Origin of the sequence: Streptococcus infantis (assembly GCF_047464615.1) — a bacterium.
In the GTDB taxonomy this organism is placed as follows: domain Bacteria; phylum Bacillota; class Bacilli; order Lactobacillales; family Streptococcaceae; genus Streptococcus; species Streptococcus infantis_Y.
In genome coordinates this window covers 1-18,913 of the sequence record NZ_JASHBO010000021.1, presented here as the reverse complement: position 1 = coordinate 18,913, position 18,913 = coordinate 1, and the positions used below count along the sequence as shown (strand labels likewise).

Genomic DNA, 18,913 nt, shown 5'->3' with positions numbered 1-18,913 from the left:
AGCTTTCTAAAGCTCTCTCCTTGCTTTTTGAGTTCATAGATCCGAACTTTATCTTCATAAGTTAATTTCATAATAAAAACACCCCAAAAGTTAGATTTTCTTTTGTCTAACTTTTGGGGTGCAATTCATTTTGTCCCAACCTCTTTTTCTAGATTAAACTTTTTGGAGTCCTTGAACAGCATCATGATTGATGAGTAATTGCCCATATTCTTGTAGGACAGAACGGCTGATATCACTATCATCTGCAAATTCTCGCATACGTGCCAACAACCAAGCTGGATAAAGGCTAGGTTGATCTTCTACATCAACTAAGACTGTCAGATAGTACTGGTCATTCATCTTGTAGAGTTCTGAAGTCTCCATTTGGTAGTCAACCGTTTTGGCAAAAGAAACCAAATTAGATAAATCATCAAAACGTAAGATGTAGTAGATATAAGGCTCTCTTTTTCCTTCTTCTACTTCGAGGGCTTCATCAAGCGCTGCTTCTTCTTCCTTTTCAACCTGCTCTAAAGATTGAATAGCTTCAATATCATCTTTAGTTTTTTCTGCCATGGTTTTCTCCAAGGTTTTCAAAAACTCATCTGGAGACATTTTGGCCAATTCATCCATATCTGGAAGGTCTGCCAAATCGTCAAAGTCCAAATTCTGATCAATCTTAGACTTGGTCACAAAAACATCAACCTTGTCTGGCTTAGGTGTTACTCGGAAGCTAAGCATGCCCGTATCCAAGAAACTGTCTGGCATCTCTAACTCATCCAAGATTGCGTAGAAGAATTCTTCTGTTTTCTCTTGCGGAACGAGAAAGTCTGCGATTTCCATTCCACGATCCATCAAATCTTCTAAAGACATAGTGATTTTTAAAGTCGTATCACTGATTTGTTTCATTTTCATAGTTCGTAACCTCATACTTTCAGTTCTATCTATTATACAAGATTTCACAGATTTTATCAAAAGAATGGCGTTGGAATGTGATATAATACTAGTATCTAGTTTAGAATATAAGAAAGAAAGTTTCATGAAAAATATAAAAGTTAATGCTTTGGCTAGCTTGCTGGTCAATATCTTGAATATCGTTTTTCCTTTGATTACTAATCCCTATCTAACGCGAATTCTTAGCAAATCGAATTACGGTTACTTCAACACTGCCAACACCTGGGCAAGCTTTGTCATTCCACTCGCTGCCTTTGGGATTTACAATTATGGGATTCGAGCAATTAGTAAAGTTAAGGATGACAAAAACAAGATCAATTATGTCTTTTCTAAGTTGTTCTATATTTCGCTCATTACTTCTGTTGTAACAACAATTATCTACTTCCTCTTTATTCACTTTGATACCAGTATTGTCAACCTCAAAATCCTTTACTATATCCTTGGAATCCAGGCACTCTTCCAATTTCTCAATATCGAGTGGATGAATGAAGCCTACGAGAATTATTCTTTTATCCTTTATAAAACACTGGTTATTCGGATTGGAATGTTGGTCGCTATCTTCGCTTTCGTTAAGACACCTGATGATATCGTCCCTTATGCTACCATCATGAGTGCGACAACTATCATCAACTATCTGCTAAGCTTCCTCTGGATTAAACGAGAGGTCTCCTTTGTTAAGATTGAGTTCATCGAACTTCTCAAGTCATCTAAACCTCTCCTAACTATGCTCCTTCTAGCAAATGCTAATATGCTCTATACCTTACTAGACCGTATGTTCATTACCAAAGGTCCTGATGAGAATTACATCTCATACTACACCATCGCCTCCAGTATCGTTATGCTGATCGCTAGTGTCCTTAGCGGAGCTATCAACGTCAGCATCCCACGACTTGGTTATTATCTAGGAAAAAAAGATTTTACTTCTTATAAAAATTTGGTCAATCAGGGCGCATCCCTCTTTTACTTCCTCATGATTCCTACCAGTATTGGTATTATGGTTTTGGGAACCTATGCTACAGTTATTTACTCTTCTGAGAAATATCTAGAAGCCGGAATTGTAACAAGTGTCTTTGCCTTTCGTACCATTATCTGGGCCATAGAATTAATCCTTGCTAAACAAATTATCTTTATCAATGACCATGAAAACCACTTGACTGCTTTCTACTTTATCGGAGGTGGTGCAAATATTCTATTTAATTCCTTGCTGTTTTTCAATAATATCTTCACTCCTGAATACTACATTGGAACAACCGTTCTAGCTGAAGCAATTGTGGTTCTGCTAGAGATTCGCTTTATTAAGAAGTACAAACTATTGGATTTGAAAGAGATTTTTACAACCTTAACTCGCTACACAATCGTGTCACTCGGTTTCATCCCAATTTATTTTGTTTTTAAAACCCTCTTCCAAGTTCATAGCTACGAAGTTACGATGAATATGATCAGCATGGTTCTTTCTACAATCGCAGCTTGTGGCATCTATTACGCTATCACACTCTTTATTATCAAAGATAAAACACTTCATTATGCGCTTAATCTAGTTCGTGCTAAGATTAAAAGAGGATAAAGGTCTTTATCCCTTTCAAAAATGTTCAAATTAAATATTATGTAACAAAAAGAAGACCTTACAGAGTCTTCTTTTTCTATACAGCCTACACAATAAATACTCACTCAATAAACTTGTTAGAGCATACTAAGTCAAGACAACACCGACCTAGCTTTAAAAAATTAGAAAGAGTATCACTTACAAATCTACTGTTAGTACCTTCCCAGCTCTCACTACTTGCTCACCTGCAATATAGACGTCATTAACGTCACTCGATTTGACAGCATAAACGAGGTGAGAAAGCATGTTTTCTTGAGGTTGGAGATGGATTTTTCCTTGCGGTTGGATAACGAGAAAATCTGCTTGCTTGCCGACTTCTAGGCTACCAATCTCATCTTCCATTCCTAGTACCTTAGCTCCTTCAATCGTCAGTGCCTTGAGAGCAGTTTCAATAGGAAATTGACTGGCATCACCGCTCTTCATTTTCTGTAAAAGGGCCGCCGTGCGTCCTTCCTCAAACATATCGAGATTATTGTTAGAAGCAACTGAGTCCGTCGCGATACCAACTGGAACACCTGCTTTTTGTAATTGAATGATTGGTGCAATTCCCGAAGCTAGTTTGAGGTTGCTGATAGGATTGTGGGCGATAGCGACTTGCGAATCTGCCAAGCGGGTAATTTCTGCTTCATTTAACTCCACACCGTGGGCAAATACAGCCTGATGATCTAAATACCCAAGTTCATCTAGAAAGGCTATTGGACGTTTGCCATAACGTTTCAGGATAATGCCTGGCTCTTCTTTTGTTTCTGCCACATGAATATGAAGTGGAATATCTTCTTTTTTTGCTAGGTTCAAACTAGCCTCTAACAATTCTCGACTACAACTGTAGGGCGAATGAGGAGCCACCATAACCTTGAAATTGGGATCCTGATAGCCTTTGATTGTCCCGATGACAGCACGAGTTTTTGCTATAGTCTCATCTGTGGTCTCCATGTCTGAAGAAAAGATAGTTGGAGAAAAATAGCAACGCATCTTGGATGCCTTGACTGCTTCATAAATCTTCTCTATCTCTACTCCATTGGGATTGTACATATCATTGAAAGTTGTCGTTCCTGACTGGAGCATCTCTGTTAGCGCCTCTTTGACGGCTTTTGTAGTCATCTCTGGTGTAAATTCTGCTTCTGCTGGCCAGATATACTCCTCCAGCCATTCGTGGAGATTGCTATCATCACGAATCCCCCTCAAGCCTGTCATTGCAGAGTGAGTATGGCAGTTAACCAAACCAGGCATAATCCAAGCACCCTGATAGTCTATGATTTGATCTGCTTGCTTGAGAATTTCTTGATTTTCCTGACCGACATAGATGATTTGAGAATTTTCAAGAGCTAAGATACCATCCAGGTAGACATGGAAATCTTGGTCACAAGTCACGATATTTACATGCTGAAAGACTTTCATCAATAGGCTCCTTTTCTAAATTATACTCTTCGAAAATCAAATTCAAACCGCGTCAACGTCGCCTTGCCGTATATATGTTACTGACTTCGTCAGTTCTATCTACAACCTCAAAGCAGTGCTTTGAGCAACCTGCGGCTAGTTTCCTAGTTTGCTCTTTGATTTTCATTGAGTATTAGCTTTCATACTAGATAATTTTTCTAGCTATTGTAACAAAAAAGTCACCCGAAGGCAACTTTTCTTGTTGTTTATTGGCATTATAAAGGCTTTCCCATTTATTCTGGGCTAAAAGCTGCTGCTTCTTGCATTTGATAATATTTACCTTTTCTAGCCATCAGTTCCTGATGATTGCCATACTCGACAATATCTCCATCCACCAAGACAAGAATCAAATCAGCATCCTGAATGGTCGACAAACGGTGGGCAATGATGAAGCTTGTCCGTCCTTTCATGAGTTTGGCAAAGGCATCCTGAACCAGAACCTCGGTACGGGTATCGATGGATGAAGTTGCTTCATCTAAGATAAGAATCTTAGGAATGGCTAGAAAGACACGGGCAATGGTTAAGAGCTGAGCCTGACCAACAGACAAGGATTCACCTGCATTTTCAAGCTTGGCATCATAACCCTGTGGCAACTGTTGGATAAAGAAATCTGCGTTAGCTGCCTTGGCTGCCGCAATAACCTGATCTCGGCTTGCTTCAGGATTTCCAAAAGCAATATTGTCATGAATGGTTCCTTGCTTGAGCCAGGTTTCTTGAAGCACCATCCCAAACTGCTGTCTCAATGATGATCGGGTATAGTCATAAATCGAGCATCCATCCAGTAAAATATCTCCAGAGTTTATAGGATAAAAACGCATGAGGAGATTGATGAGGGTGGATTTCCCAGCACCCGTTGGTCCAACGATGGCAACCTTACTACCTGCTGGAATGTCAATAGACAAGTCCTTGATTAGTATTTTTTCAGGATTGTAACCAAAAGAAACATGTTTAAAGGAAATAGCTCCCTTGACTTGGTCGCTGTTCAATTCTTTATGGCCAGTTTCTGTAATCTCAGGGCTTTCTAAAACAGTATAAACACGTTCTGCACAAGCCAATGCACTCTGCAACTCGGCTAAGACCGATGAAATATCATTAAAAGGCTTAGTGTACTGCTGCACATAGTTCAAAAAGGTCACTAAACGTCCAACTGTCAAAGTAGAGCCCATCATGATACGGAAAGCACCAACTCCAGCAAGAAGGGCATAAATAAGGGCATTTACAAAACGGGTTGAAGGATTGACTGTCGAAGAATAAAAGATAGCCGACTGAGAATAGACTGCATAAGTATCGTTTGCCTCATGAAGTCTCTCGATAAACTCTTCCTGGGCATTAAACGACTGGATAATGTTCTGCTGGGTAAGCGACTCCTCAATCAACTGGGTTTGAATCCCTCTAGTCTCCGTCTGCTTTTGAAAGAGATGGTAGGATTTCTTGGCAATAAAGCGTGAAATAACCATAGACAGAGGTGTTAAGAGCAGAACTAATAGAGTCATCAAGAGATGAATTTGAAGCATGGCAAGGATGCTGACCAAAATCATCAGAACTCCGATAAAAAATTGGTTGAAAATCATATTCAATCCCACTGCCAACTGTTCAATATCTGTCGTCACACGGCTGACCATTTCTCCGCTCCCCTGTTTGTCTACAAGGGCAATCGGGAGACGATGGAGTTTTTGAATAATTTTTTCACGTAAATCTCTGGTATAGGAGAAAATGAGGCGGTTGTATAGGAGGGGATTGGCCCATTGAACTAGTGTATTTCCTATGACCACCAATATCATCTGGAGAAAAATCTGCCAAAATACCTGAGATGAGCCCGTCACTAGGACTTGGTCAATTACCTGTCCAATCAAGATTGGCAGATAGATTGATAGGGCTACTTGGGCAATGGTTCCCAAGAAAGCCAGGAAAAGAAGGATGGGATGACTTGCTAACTCTTTTGCTAATCGTTTAAGGGTTTGACTTGCATGTTTGCCTTTCATTCTAGTCCTCCTTTCCATGTTGGGATGCATTGATTTCACGATAGACTTGACTAGTCTTCATCAATTCCTCATGATTTCCAAGCGCTAATTGCTGACCTTTCTCTAAAAGGAGAATTTGATCAGCAATCTTCAAAGTCGAAGTTCGTTGGGAAATCAAGATTAAGCTAGAATCAGGCAAGTTTTCCTGAACAGCCTTCAGAAGATTGGACTCAGTAATGGTATCAAGGGCTGACGTCGCATCATCGAGGATGAGAAAAGGAGCTTGACGTAAAACTGCTCGGGCAATCGATAAACGTTGTTTTTGCCCACCTGAGAAATTACGGCCACCCGCTTGGACTTCTGCGTCCAGTTGACCTTCCTTATCGCTGACAAAGTCCTTGGCCTGAGCAATTTCCAAGGCCTGCCAGAGTTCTCGGTTCGAGACAGGCTCTTCCATACCCAAGGTCAAGTTAGAACGGATGGTTCCCTTAAAGAGTTCAACCTTTTGAGGGACATAGGCCATCCAAGAACGCCATTCAGAAAGATCGCGAGGACTACGTCCATCTCGATAAAGGGAAATGCTTCCCTTATCTGCCGGATAGAGCCCAAGTAGGACTTGTACCAAGGTTGATTTACCAGAACCGGTTCCCCCAATAATCCCAAGAATCTGCCCCTCTTTCATTCCAAAAGAAATATCTCTCAGAGAAGGTTGGGCAGCATCAGGATAGGTAAAGGTTAACTCTTCAACTCGTAAGGACTGGTTTAATGAACCTTCCCTTTGCGCAATTTCTGCCAGTATATCTTCAGGTTCTTCAGCGAATACTTCTTCAATCCGCTTGGCAGAAATATAAGACTGGTTGAGTGAATTAATGAGCATGGCTAGTTTTATCAACTCTACCAAGATTTGCAGGAGATAGTTGATTAAGGCAATCAAGGCACCTTGACTGAGCCAACCCCCTTGGATAGAAATATAACCATTCCAGATAATCACTAACAAGGTTCCGTTGACGATCAAATAGGTTACGGGGGGCAAGAGACTGGACCAGTATCCTGTTTTCATTTGGATAGCTGTATAGACTTGATTGAGTACTTGGAAGTTCTCGATTTCTCGTTTTTCTTGGCCAAAGGCACGAATCACACGCATACCTTGTATCTGTTGGCGTATTTCCTGAACCAGCTGGTCTGTTTTCTTTCTCAAAGTACTATAGAGAGGATTGACCAAACGTGATAACACGACAATAACAAAGGACAAAATGGAAACCATGACCAAAAACCAGAAGGTCAATTCAGGCGAGAGGCGATAGGCCATAAAAATGGCACCGAAAACAATAATAGGCGCCCTTAAAAATAAGCGTAAAAATTGATTGATCCCTGTCTGAATCTGATAGGTATCTGAAGTCAAACGCGTCACCAAACTCGAAGTCGTTAAACGATCTCTACTATCCTTGGGCAAGGAAAGAATATGACGATAGAGATCATTGGTCAACTCCTTGGTGAAGCCGACTGCTGCCTTGGCTGAGTAAAACTGAGCTACTAAGGCTACCAAAACGCCGATAACTGCAAACACAAAGAGGAGACCCATTTGCATCCAGAGATGAGCTTGATCTTTTTGAGGGATGGATTGGTCGACAATCCCAGCTATCACCATGGGTACCAAGAGTTCAAAAACAGCTTCTAGCAGCTTAAACAAGGGTGCTAGAAAAGACTCCTTGATGTAGGGTTTAAAGTAAGAAAGTAAGTGTTTCATAAGTCTCTTCTATTTACAAAATGAAGAAGGTGGAAAAACCACCATCTTTTTTACTTGTTCAAATATGGAAGTAAGTAGCCATAACCAGCCTCTTCCATCTCATCCTTAGCAATGAATCGTAAAGAAGCAGAATTGATACAATAGCGTAAGCCACCTAGTTCCTGAGGCCCGTCTGTAAAGACATGACCCAAGTGGGCATTACCCGAACGTGACCGAACTTCGATACGCTCCATACCGTGACTCAAGTCACGATAGTAATGGATCAGCTCTTTAGAAATCGGTCTACTAAAACTTGGCCAACCACAGCCTGAGGCAAACTTATCCTTGGCAAAGAAGAGGGGCTCCCCAGTCGTGATATCGACATAAATTCCTTCCTCAAAAGTTTGGTCGTAAGCATTTCTAAATGGAGCTTCCGTTGCTGCTTCTTGCGTGACTCTATAGGACTCTTCAGACAGTTGTTCTCGTAAAGCTGCCTGACTAGGTTTTTCATAGTTGGCCGCATCAATCAGTGGTTTCTCCGCATCCCTCACATCAATATGGCAATAGCCACCAGGATTTTTCTTGAGGTAGTCTTGGTGATAGTCCTCAGCCAGGATATAGTGACGAAGCTTCTCCACTTCAACCGCTATCTTGCGACCGAGCATGCGCTCCTGCTCTTGGACAAGAGCATAGATAGTCGGTAAATCCTTTTCATCTAGGTAATAAATCCCTGTGCGGTACTGACGACCACGATCGTTTCCTTGTTGGTTGACAGATAAAGGATCAATGACTCGGAAATAATAGAGCAAGATCTCACGAAGCGATACCACCTTTTCATCGTAGATGACTTGCACAGTCTCTGCGTGATCTGTTTCTTTGATCAGTTGATAGTTAGTAGTTTCAACTTGACCATTAGCGTAACCAACACTTGTTTGCAGGACTCCAGAAATTCTGGAAAAATATTCTTCTAAACCCCAGAAGCAACCACCTGCTAAATATATTTCTGCCATCTCATACCTCCTTGACCAACTATCGGTCGCTAAACACGGGAAACATTTCATACTCTTCGAAAATCTCTTCAAACCACGTCAGCTTCGCCTTGCCGTAGATATATGTAACTGACATCGTCAGTCTTATCTACAACCTCAAAGCAGTGCTTTGAGCAACCTGCAGCTCGCTTCCTAGTTTGCTCTTTGATTTTCATTGAGTATCAATTCCCATGTTTCATTTTCAAAAAAAGGACAGGAAGCCCTCTAATAGAGAGTTTCCCCATCCTATTGCTAAATTTATTTTGCTTCGACGCGAACGCCTTCTGTGTCTACTTGCAAATCATGAAGCTTACCTTTGAACGGTTGCTTTTCAAGCTCTGCCTTAATCTTTGGCATCTTGTCAGGGTCAGCCAAGACCATGACAGTCGGACCAGCTCCAGAGAGGTAGGTTGCATAAGCACCATTTTTCTTGGCAACTTTTTTGATGGTCGCAAATTCTCGCACCAGTTCTTGACGGTAACGTTCGTGGAAGAGGTCACTCTCGATAGCTTGACCAGCTTTGACCATATCTCCTGTCAATAGAGCTGCGATAGCCACATTGGCTATTGAACTTGCTGCAACAGCTTCCTTGTATGATAATTTCTTAGGCAAGACACCACGACTATCGCGAGTTCGCAATTCATAGTTTGGAATATAGGCTAGGAAGGCACACTCTGGGAAAGGCGCCACTACTGCTGAAACCTGACCTTCAACTGAGCTGGCAATAACCAGATTTCCGTAGATGGCTGGTGCAACATTATCAGGATGGCCTTCAATCTTAGTCGCCAATTGCAATTTGTCGTGATCGCTTAATTTAAGATTTCCTAATTGATTTGCCAGTTCAATCCCTGCAACGATGACAGAACTAGAAGAACCTAGTCCACGTGCAAGTGGAATATCACTAATCATTTTCAGACGTCTTGGTTGTAGGTCTGGAACGATTTGTAAGGCAATCTTTAGCAAAAGATTACGTTCGTCACGTGGAATCCATTTACCTAGTTGGTGCTCAATCATCCATTCTTCACGTTCTTCACAAACCTGAATTTCTAGATACTTAGTTACAGCTACACCAACAGAGTCAAAACCAGGACCCACATTGGCACTTGTAGCAGGTACAATAATCTTCATCTTAATCTCCTAAAACCTTGAAGGTGTTGAGAAGTTCAAACTCGGCTACACCCTTCAAAGCTGCTGTAATATTTTCAAGTTGCGCCTTGTTGATTTTATGAGTGATGATGACAACACGAGCCTTACCTTCTTGCTTACCATCTTGAAGGATTTGCTTGAAGGAAATATCTTCTGCGTTAAAGAGCTCAGCCAATTTCAAAACTTGACCTTTTGAATCTGGAGCCAAGATTGAGAAATAGTAGTTAGCTTTGACATCTTCTGGCTTAGCCAAGACCACTGGACGGCTGTATTCATTAAAGGCTTTTCCAATTGTTCCATCATTCAAACGACGAACGATACGGGCAATATCAGCCACAACACTTGTTGCAGTTGGTTTTTGACCTGCACCTGGTCCGTAGTACATAGACTCGCCGATACCGATAGATTCCACAAAGACAGCATTCATAACACCGTTAACACTTGCTAGTGGGTGTTCTTTAGGAAGGAAGGTTGGTGTAACCTCAGCAGCGATTCCAGAAGGTGTTTCTTCGATAGAACCAACTAATTTCACAACATAACCAAGTTCTTGAGCTACTGCTACATCTTCTGGAGTGATGTTGCGAATTCCTTGGTGGCCAACATCTTCAAACTTGACATTCATCCCAAAAGCAAACTGGCTAAGGATAACCATCTTGTAGGCTGCATCAATCCCGTCCACATCATTGGTTGGGTCGCTTTCAGCGAAGCCAAGTCGTTGTGCTTCTGCCAAAGCATCCTCGTAAGACCAACCTTCGGTTACCATTTTAGTCATCATGAAGTTTGATGTTCCATTGACGACACCAAGAACACGTGTGATTTTGTCTGATGCTAGTGAGTTAACCAAGGTACGAAGGATTGGAATTCCTCCCGCAACAGCTGCTTCATAATAAAGAGCAACATTATGAGCTTTAGCAATCTCAAGCAATTCTGCACCATGAACAGCCAAAAGGTCCTTGTTGGCTGTCACGACATGCTTTCCTGCTTCTAAGGCGCGAGTGATAAACGTTTTAGCAGGTTCGATACGTCCCATCAACTCAACAACAATTGTGATGTCTTTGTCTGACAAAATTTCGTCGATATTTGTTACGAAATTAAAATCATTTCCTGCCTCAAGCAAGCGTGCTTTCTCTTCATCGTCTTTGACCAAAACCTTGGCTACTTCAATTTCTGAATGTGCTGCTTGAACAATTTTTTCTCCATTTTCCTTTAGTAAGAATGGTACACCACTGGCTACTGTACCAAATCCAAGTAAAGCAATCTTAACTGACATATTTGTCTCCTCGAAATTTTCTAATAGTCCTATTATACCAAAATTGTGAGAAAATTCCTACCATTCTGAACTAAAAATAGGAGCGTCAAATCATAAAAAAGCCTGCCCTGATACAAACTAGGACAGACTCTATTTTCAATCTATTTCACAAAGACCATTTCCTTGTCACTAGACAAGTCTTCTCGATAATTGAAACCCGCAAAGCTGAGCTTTTTAATCTCTGCTACCGAAGTCACCTGATTTTCCATCAAGGCTGTTAAGAAAGCACCTCTAGCTTTCTTTGAAATGGTTGAGTGGACTTTAAGTTTTCCATCTCTGTCTTCCATAAACTTAAAGGTCATCAATTTTTCACGGATATCTTTTGGAAAGACAGTTTCAAACTCCGAAGACAAGAGTGAAAAGATTAGTTCTTCACCCTTCACCGACTCTTCATAAGCTGACTTCCAGTGACTTTTCAGGCTTTTCCCAGCAATTTTAAGCTTCATCAAAAAGTCCAGTCTGTGAGGTGCAATCGATGCAAAGGCTGGAATCACACCGTAAAGAGCTGACGTTATCATGAGGTGTTTCTCCAGATAGGCTTCTTCAGCCTTGCTTAGATTGTCCCGTTTGATGTTGCGATACATGAGTCCATCAAAGAGGTGCAAGGCTGGATAGTTTATCGCAGTTCCATTTTCTAAGGCCTGGATATGGTCATACTCCTCTTGCGCTTTTTCGGCAGATATTTTGTAAAAGTTCTCCAGCTCTTGGGCAGAATATCTGGCCAATTCATCCAGCACCGCCTGACTTTCAGGACGCAATGGTTTAGCCTCTAAACTAGGGATTTCGGTATTCATTTCTTTTGCAGTTGGGATTAGAATTTTCATAGTGTTAGTGTAGCATATTTTTTTAGGACTACCAAGGATTTGCACCTAAAAACCTCGGTGAATACCGAGGCTTCTTTCCTTATTTTGGCAATCCTAACCAGATTGCAAAGAGAACGAGTGCTGTCCCAAGGCAGCTTGTCAAGATAGATGACAGATTAAACTTTTTCTCCTTTAGGTGAGAAAATCCTATCTTCAAAGCGAAAAGACCAAGCAACATCGAACCAATCATCAGATAAAATCCCATTTGACTGTCCTCCATTTATTATTCTTTCATCCATTATCACAAATTTCAAACAAGAGTGCAAGAAAAACGAATTTTTTTAGTTATTTAGCTTGAAAAATCATCCACTATTCTAGTGAAAGATAATCTGAACCTGCTTATATGATAATCCCTTCTAAATGATCCAGTTCATGCTGACAGATCTGAGCAGGAAATCCTGTCAGGGTAATGGTTTGCTCTTGCCAATGGATATCTCGATAAGCCACGGTAATCTTTTCATACCGAGTTATTGGTCTCACTCCTGTCAAAGACAAACAACCTTCCTCTGTTTCGTATAAGCCTTCAAAAGATTGGAGAACCGGATTAAACATAACCATGGGAATCATTCCGATATTAAAAATAATAACACGTTTTTGTACCCCAATCATATTGGCTGCTAGTCCAACACAGGTTTCTCGGTTAGCCAATAGGGTATCCTGCAAATCCTTTGCTAGGGGTAAATCTTCCTGACTAGCAGGCTGGGATACCTGCGATAAAAACATCATATCTTTCACAATTTTCTTTTCCAAGATTCTTTCCTCCATGCGATATCATTCTCCTTGATTATAGCATAAAATGCTCAGTCAATTTATCTTTATTTAAAAGCAAAAAAGCCATCCGAAGATGACTTTTCATAATTGTTTAAATAGCGTTTTTATCTTTTCCAAGTGCTCGTTGGACTGCTTTAACAATCTCAACAAGGACTACAATCATAAGCGCTCCTACAGCGACCACCATCCATTGAGTCAAACTCAAATGTGACACGTGGAAGAGATTATTAAATCCAGGAACCAAAATTGTCACCACAAAGAGGACGAAGGCAACTGGGATAGACCAGTTAAATGTCTTGTTCTTGAAGAGTCCAACCGTAAAGATTGATTGGTAAACAGACTTGACGTTAAAGGCATGGAGCAATTGGATCAAACCGAGAGTTGCAAAAGCCATGGTAAGGGCATCCGCATGGATTTCAGTATGACTTTGGTGCTCTGGGAAGAGAAGAGCCCAACCATAAACACCTAAAACGAGCATGGTTTGGAAGATCCCTTGATAAATGATTGCTCCGAAGACACCACCATCAAAGAAGTTAGACTTACGCCCACGAGGTTTGTGAGTCATGACGCCTGGCTCAGCTGGTTCCACACCAAGGGCGATGGCTGGGAGCGTATCTGTTACCAGGTTAATCCATAGCAAATGCACTGGTTGAAGCACATCCCAACCCAACAAGGTTGCAAAGAAGATGGTGAAAACTTCAGCCATATTAGCAGACAAGAGGTATTGGATGGATTTTTGGATATTTGAGAAGACCTTACGTCCTTCTTCTACCGCTACGATAATGGTTGCAAAGTTATCATCAGCAAGGACCATATCAGAAGCTCCCTTAGAAACTTCTGTACCTGTAATCCCCATACCGATACCAATGTCAGCTGTCTTAAGTGAAGGCGCATCGTTGACCCCATCACCCGTCATAGCGACAACCTTACCTTCATTTTGCCATGCTTTCACGATACGAACCTTGTGCTCAGGTGATACACGAGCATAAACAGAGTATTGCTTGAAGACTTTTTGGAATTCTTCATCAGTGAGTTCATTCAACTCAGCACCAGTGAAGACATGGTTTTCTGTATCATTTGGATCGATGATTCCCAAACGTTTGGCAATGGCTTCAGCTGTATCTTGGTGGTCACCTGTGATCATGATCGGACGGATACCTGCTTCCTTAGCGACACGAACAGCTTCTGCTGCTTCTGGACGCTCAGGGTCAATCATTCCGACCAAACCAGAGAAGATGAGGTCAGACTCAACGATTTCAGATTCCAAAGTTGGGATTTCCTTGCTTGTCTTATAAGCCATCATCAAGACACGAAGGGCTTGTTTGGCCAAGTCTTTGTTGGTTGCAAGAATAGCTTTCTTGTCTTCTTCTGTGATTGGGCGAACTTCCCCATTGACTTCAATACGCGTCACACGCTTGAGCAATTGGTCAGGCGCACCCTTGACAGCGATAAAGTAAGAACCGTCTGCTTCCTTATGAATAGTAGACATGAGTTTACGGTCTGAGTCAAATGGCAATTCTGCCACACGTGGCTCATCCTTCAAGACTTCACGAACATCAAAGTTGTGGTCCAAACCAAACTGTACAAGAGCTGTCTCCGTTGGGTCACCAATCAATTTACCAGATGGATCCACCTTGGTATCGTTGGCAAAGTTCATGATACGTAGCGTATTGTTGTTAGCCGCAATCTCAGCTGCTGAGCTTTGCAATTGACCGTTGGTATAGACTTTTTCAACCGTCATTTGGTTCATGGTCAAGGTACCTGTTTTATCAGATGCGATGATTTCTGTTGAACCAAGTGTTTCAACGGCTGGCAATTTACGAACGATTGAATTACGTTTGGCAAGGGTTGTTGTTCCCAAAGATAGAACGATAGTTACAATGGCAGGAAGTCCTTCTGGAATCGCAGCAACCGCAAGGGCTACCGCAACCATCAAGCCTTCTAATGGATGCTCTCCACGAACGAAGACACCAACCAAGAAAGTAATAACGGCAATCACAATAATCAAGTAAGTCAAGGCCTTAGATAATTGTTCCAAGCTTTGCTTCAATGGTGTTTCAGTTTCGTCTGCGTTGGCTAACATATCCGCAATCTTACCAACTTCTGTATACATACCAGTGTTGGTCACGACACCAATACCACGACCGTAAGTTACGTTTGAGTTTTGGTAACCCATGTTAACACGATCCCCGATACCAGCATCTGCTTCAACAAGTCCTGTCACATCTTTTTCAACTGGCACAGACTCCCCTGTAAGAGCTGCTTCTTCAATTTTAAGGGAAGCTGCTTCAAACAAACGCATATCTGCAGGCACGACATCTCCCGCTTCAAGCAAGACGATGTCACCAGGTACCAATTCTTTTGAGTCGATCTCAATCACATGACCATCACGACGAACACGAGCCATCGGGCTAGACATATTTTTCAGCGCTTCAATGGCTGCTTCTGCTTGCCCTTCTTGGTAAACCCCAAAGGCAGCATTCAAGACAACTACAGCCAAGATGATAAGAGCATCTGTTAAACCATCCATCCCTTCTGTAATCACAGAAAGTGCCGCTGCCGCAAGCAAGATGATAATCATCAAATCCTTAAATTGATCTAGGAATTTAGCTAGTAGGCTACGTTTTTCGCCCTCTTCCAACTCATTACGACCATAAGTCGCTAAGCGTTCTTGAGCTTGAGCAGTTGACAAACCTTCGACAGATGAGTCCAAGTTCTTTAGGACTTCCTCAGAAGATTGCGTGTAAAACAAATCTTTATTTTGTTCTTTTGACAAAACAGTCTCCTCCTTTTTGGCCTCTTTTTACAAAAAAAGAGACCTGTTTTTTAAAAAAACAAGTCTCGCTGTTTAATATAGTGCCGGAAATAATTCGTAATGACGACACTATCGCGGTTAACCGCCAGCTACTCCCTTGAGTAGTTCTATTATATCAGAATTTCAAAAGTTTTCAAGTTTTGAGGTGGGGTTACTCATTACTCTCATCATAGGTACGATCACTGATAATATATCTTGGACGTTGCTTGGCTTCTAGATAGATTTTTCCGATATATTCCCCAATTACACCAAGACTAATCAGCTGAACTCCCCCAAGTAAACTTACAATGGCATATGTACTGGCCCAACCAGCTACTACTGTACCAGCAAATTTGCTCCACAAAACCCAGATAATCAACAAAAAACTAAAAAGTGAAGTCATAACTCCCAAGCTAGTAATCAAGCGAATAGGTTTAATCGATAAGCTAGTAATTCCATCCATAGCTAGACCAAGCATTTTAGAGAGTGGATAGTGGCTCTCACCAGCAATCCGCTCATGGCGTTTATAAGTCACGTAGGAATACTTAAATCCTACAAGAGGCATAATGCCTCGAAGAAATAAGTTTACTTCTTTAAATTTAGCAAGTTCATGAATAAAACGTTTTGAGACTAAACGATAATCAGCATGATTAAAAACGACATCCGCTCCAAATAAATGCATCACTTTATAAAAACCTTCTGCTGTAATACGCTTAAAAGCTGAGTCTGTATCTCTATTATCACGAACGCCGTAGACTATCTCTGAACCTGTCTTATATTCAGCAATCATCTGATTCATACAATGAATATCATCCTGGCCGTCTGCATCAATGGTAATCACGATATCCGCAAATTCTGCAGCTTCATACATTCCAGCAAGGACACTACTTTGATGGCCTCGATTTCGGCTCTGCGAAATACCTACTACATATGGATTTGATGTAGCATATTCTTGGATAAGCTCCCAAGTTTGATCTTTACTGCCATCATTGACATACATGACCTTACTTAATGGATGGACTTCTTGGTTTTTCACAAGCTCCTCAATTTTTCCAACAAACATTGGATTAGTATGAGGTAACACTTGCTCTTCGTTATAACATGGAATCACGATATATAAAATCGGATTATTTCTACTCATCTTTGTCTCCTAATCTTTTAAATCCAAAGGGAAAATTGGTCCCTCTAAATACTCTGACAATCAATTCACACCCTACTAAAGTCAATATTGTCACAACACTTGTAGTAACGTAGCCATTCACAAAAATACCAGTATATCTTGTAGACAGTTGTAAAACTAATTTTTCTACTAGTACTAAAACAATTGGGGCATGGACACCATAGTAAATCAAGGTTCTTTGACCGATTGATTTCAAGAGAGTCATTTCAGGAATTGACTTAAAGAATATGAGGGTGGACCATATACCTGAAATTGCAGCAATGTAAAACAAGAGATGGTTTCCAATCTGTTGATAGTAAAGATCAACAATCTGTTTCCCGCTCAAATTATAGTTTAGTTTACCTATCACCATAGTTAGCAATAAGGCAACTGGTAAATAGTATATTGCAAAAAACTTTTCCAGTTGCGCTAAATATTTTCTCACACCGACACCTAAGAGTGTAAAAATGATGGCTACAGGAACTAGATCAATATTCCAGATAAGATAAAAATTCCAAGAATAAACTTTTTGTCCTAGAACGACCAAGAATAAGAGGGAAATAGCAATTAGTATCCATTGACCAATCGACCATTTTCTTCTCAGAATGAAGTAACTAACAACATGAGCCAAGAACATGACATTCAGAAACCATAACTGAAAATAAACATGCAGTCTATCTGACAGTAATAATTGTTTAGCAAAATGAATAAGGTTAAAACTAAACACTTGTTCAGGATACATGACAAAGAGTTGAAAGAGGAAAACAAAAATATTCAGGTAAAAAAAGGGTACAACCAAACTTTTCACCTTACTAAAAAAATACTCCTTAAACGTTTTGTATTTAGTAACATTTAAAGTAAATCCCGATAAGAAAAAAAATAAGGGGATATGAAAAACATAGAGGAGTATTTTTGCACGAAGAGGCACAAAACTGCTATGCCCTATAATAACAAGTATAATCGCTAGCCCCTTAGCCATATCTAGGTAACCTATGCGCTTTTTCATCCTATCTATCTTCTCCTGTTCTTAGTCGATAAAGATTCATATCAGAAGTGACCAACTCAACTTCTTCAAAATAAATATCTTTCTGGTAATGTTCTTTCATAATTTTTTTGACCCGATCCATATTTCCTGAGGAAGGTGACCAAAAGAATAGGATGTTCTCCTTATCTAAAGCCGATGAAAGAAGATTACTAGGGTCCTCCACATTGTAGTTTTCCATTAATTGATAGTAATGTGGCGAAAAAGTTTGCCAATTACCTAAGGTTGTTGTATTTTCAATTAACTGATCAGGCTTCATTCTAATCGTAGCCAAGCTTGGTTGAGAATTGACAAGTGTTCCATAACCGCCAAAAACAAGCAATTTATCAGAATGTTTTTCCACTACATCATGATACTCTGATATCATGGATGATTGAATGATTGGGAACCAGTAAAGTTCTTGTCCCACACTATTTACCCAGGCCATACTCGCCAGCATTCCTACAAGTTGTAGATTATAAAAAATTCCTCTTTCTTTCAACAGTTTACGCTTATTGTAAAATAAGGGCGCATAGTAGACGAAAAAGATTAAAAAGCTAACGATAATCGGGATATAAACACGTTCTACTACTCTCTGCCTAACAAATAGTGCACCGATGAGTGCAAATGGAACAAGCGGGAGTAACCAGCCATAGACTTTCTTAGGCTTGAAGAACAAAAACCAGCCAACCATAACAAGAAGAAAGGTTGTCAAAATAATGTTTTGGAAATAATCTTTCACCATCTGAAATACATTAAAGGAGTACTTCTCAGAGAAAGAACGTACGGATTGAATTTTTGTTAACAACTCATTGTTCAAAGCATCTTTTTCAGCAAATAACCAGTAGGTTGAAGCAGATAAGTCGTTTTCACTGACCCCCAATTCCTGAAATTCCTTGGCATGCTTCTCATAATCAATTGCAGGGAAATCTCTCAAATTGGTACTCAGAGTATTCCAAGTTAGGTATTCTTGAACATCTGGTTTCGTTAAGGTGTAAACTTTATTAGAAGCAAAGATAAGTAAAATAAGAGCAGATAAAGAATTGCACCCCAAAAGTTAGACAAAAGAAAATCTAACTTTTGGGGTGTTTTTATTATGAAATTAACTTATGAAGATAAAGTTCGGATCTATGAACTCAAAAAGCAAGGAGAGAGCTTTAGAAAG

The 18,913-nt window shown here is 40.5% G+C and carries 15 protein-coding genes; 1 reads left to right on the top strand and 14 read right to left on the bottom strand.

All coding sequences use genetic code 11. The features are described 5' to 3' along the window. Positions 1-153 precede the first annotated feature (153 nt). Complete coding sequence (gene mecA / locus QM450_RS09875) at positions 154-891, bottom strand: adaptor protein MecA (RefSeq protein WP_414320479.1); 738 nt, start codon at positions 889-891, stop codon at positions 154-156. A gap of 124 nt (positions 892-1,015) precedes the next feature. On the opposite strand from mecA, the gene QM450_RS09870 reads away from it, so the two are divergent. Beyond that, the gene (locus tag QM450_RS09870; RefSeq protein WP_414320478.1) at positions 1,016-2,494 is read left to right on the top strand and encodes an oligosaccharide flippase family protein; all 1,479 of its coding nucleotides are present in this window, start codon (positions 1,016-1,018) and stop codon (positions 2,492-2,494) included. Positions 2,495-2,671: 177 nt separating this feature from the next. Here QM450_RS09870 and QM450_RS09865 read toward each other — a convergent pair whose 3' ends face one another. The 13 genes from QM450_RS09865 to QM450_RS09805 all read right to left on the bottom strand — a co-directional run bounded on the left by QM450_RS09865 (position 2,672) and on the right by QM450_RS09805 (position 18,802). After that, a complete protein-coding gene (locus QM450_RS09865; protein WP_414320477.1) occupies positions 2,672-3,931 on the bottom strand; it encodes a TRZ/ATZ family protein in 1,260 nt (419 codons plus the stop codon). 272 nt (positions 3,932-4,203) lie between these two features. Continuing rightward, complete coding sequence (locus tag QM450_RS09860; protein WP_414320476.1) at positions 4,204-5,952, bottom strand: ABC transporter ATP-binding protein; 1,749 nt, start codon at positions 5,950-5,952, stop codon at positions 4,204-4,206. A 1-nt stretch (position 5,953) separates the two neighbouring features. Further along, complete coding sequence (locus QM450_RS09855; protein ID WP_414320475.1) at positions 5,954-7,678, bottom strand: ABC transporter ATP-binding protein; 1,725 nt, start codon at positions 7,676-7,678, stop codon at positions 5,954-5,956. Between the two features lie 50 nt (positions 7,679-7,728). After that, positions 7,729-8,667 (bottom strand): peptide-methionine (R)-S-oxide reductase MsrB, encoded by a 939-nt coding sequence (gene msrB, locus QM450_RS09850; RefSeq protein ID WP_414320474.1) that lies wholly within the window; start codon positions 8,665-8,667, stop codon positions 7,729-7,731. 276 nt (positions 8,668-8,943) lie between these two features. Next, positions 8,944-9,813, bottom strand: a complete 870-nt coding sequence (gene thrB / locus QM450_RS09845) for a homoserine kinase (RefSeq protein ID WP_414320473.1) — start codon at positions 9,811-9,813, stop codon at positions 8,944-8,946. Between the two features lies 1 nt (position 9,814). Continuing rightward, the gene (locus tag QM450_RS09840; protein WP_414320472.1) at positions 9,815-11,101 is read right to left on the bottom strand and encodes a homoserine dehydrogenase; all 1,287 of its coding nucleotides are present in this window, start codon (positions 11,099-11,101) and stop codon (positions 9,815-9,817) included. 140 nt (positions 11,102-11,241) lie between these two features. Continuing rightward, complete coding sequence (yaaA, locus tag QM450_RS09835) at positions 11,242-11,964, bottom strand: peroxide stress protein YaaA (protein ID WP_414320471.1); 723 nt, start codon at positions 11,962-11,964, stop codon at positions 11,242-11,244. Positions 11,965-12,043: 79 nt separating this feature from the next. Further along, positions 12,044-12,208, bottom strand: coding sequence for a hypothetical protein (locus tag QM450_RS09830; RefSeq protein WP_049494288.1), 165 nt, complete (start codon positions 12,206-12,208; stop codon positions 12,044-12,046). Between the two features lie 134 nt (positions 12,209-12,342). Next, complete coding sequence (locus QM450_RS09825; RefSeq protein WP_414320480.1) at positions 12,343-12,753, bottom strand: peptide deformylase; 411 nt, start codon at positions 12,751-12,753, stop codon at positions 12,343-12,345. 112 nt (positions 12,754-12,865) lie between these two features. After that, positions 12,866-15,550 carry a cation-translocating P-type ATPase gene (locus tag QM450_RS09820; protein ID WP_414320470.1) on the bottom strand — a complete coding sequence of 895 codons (2,685 nt, stop codon included), beginning with the start codon at positions 15,548-15,550 and terminating at the stop codon, positions 12,866-12,868. A 190-nt stretch (positions 15,551-15,740) separates the two neighbouring features. Continuing rightward, positions 15,741-16,709 carry a glycosyltransferase family 2 protein gene (locus QM450_RS09815; protein ID WP_414320469.1) on the bottom strand — a complete coding sequence of 323 codons (969 nt, stop codon included), beginning with the start codon at positions 16,707-16,709 and terminating at the stop codon, positions 15,741-15,743. Then, positions 16,702-17,733 carry an acyltransferase family protein gene (locus QM450_RS09810; protein WP_414320468.1) on the bottom strand — a complete coding sequence of 344 codons (1,032 nt, stop codon included), beginning with the start codon at positions 17,731-17,733 and terminating at the stop codon, positions 16,702-16,704. The genes QM450_RS09815 and QM450_RS09810 overlap by 8 nt, the downstream gene beginning before the upstream one ends. A gap of 1 nt (position 17,734) precedes the next feature. Next, positions 17,735-18,802: a hypothetical protein gene (locus QM450_RS09805; RefSeq protein WP_414320467.1), complete on the bottom strand. Its 1,068-nt coding sequence runs from the start codon at positions 18,800-18,802 to the stop codon at positions 17,735-17,737. Positions 18,803-18,913: the final 111 nt, after the last annotated feature.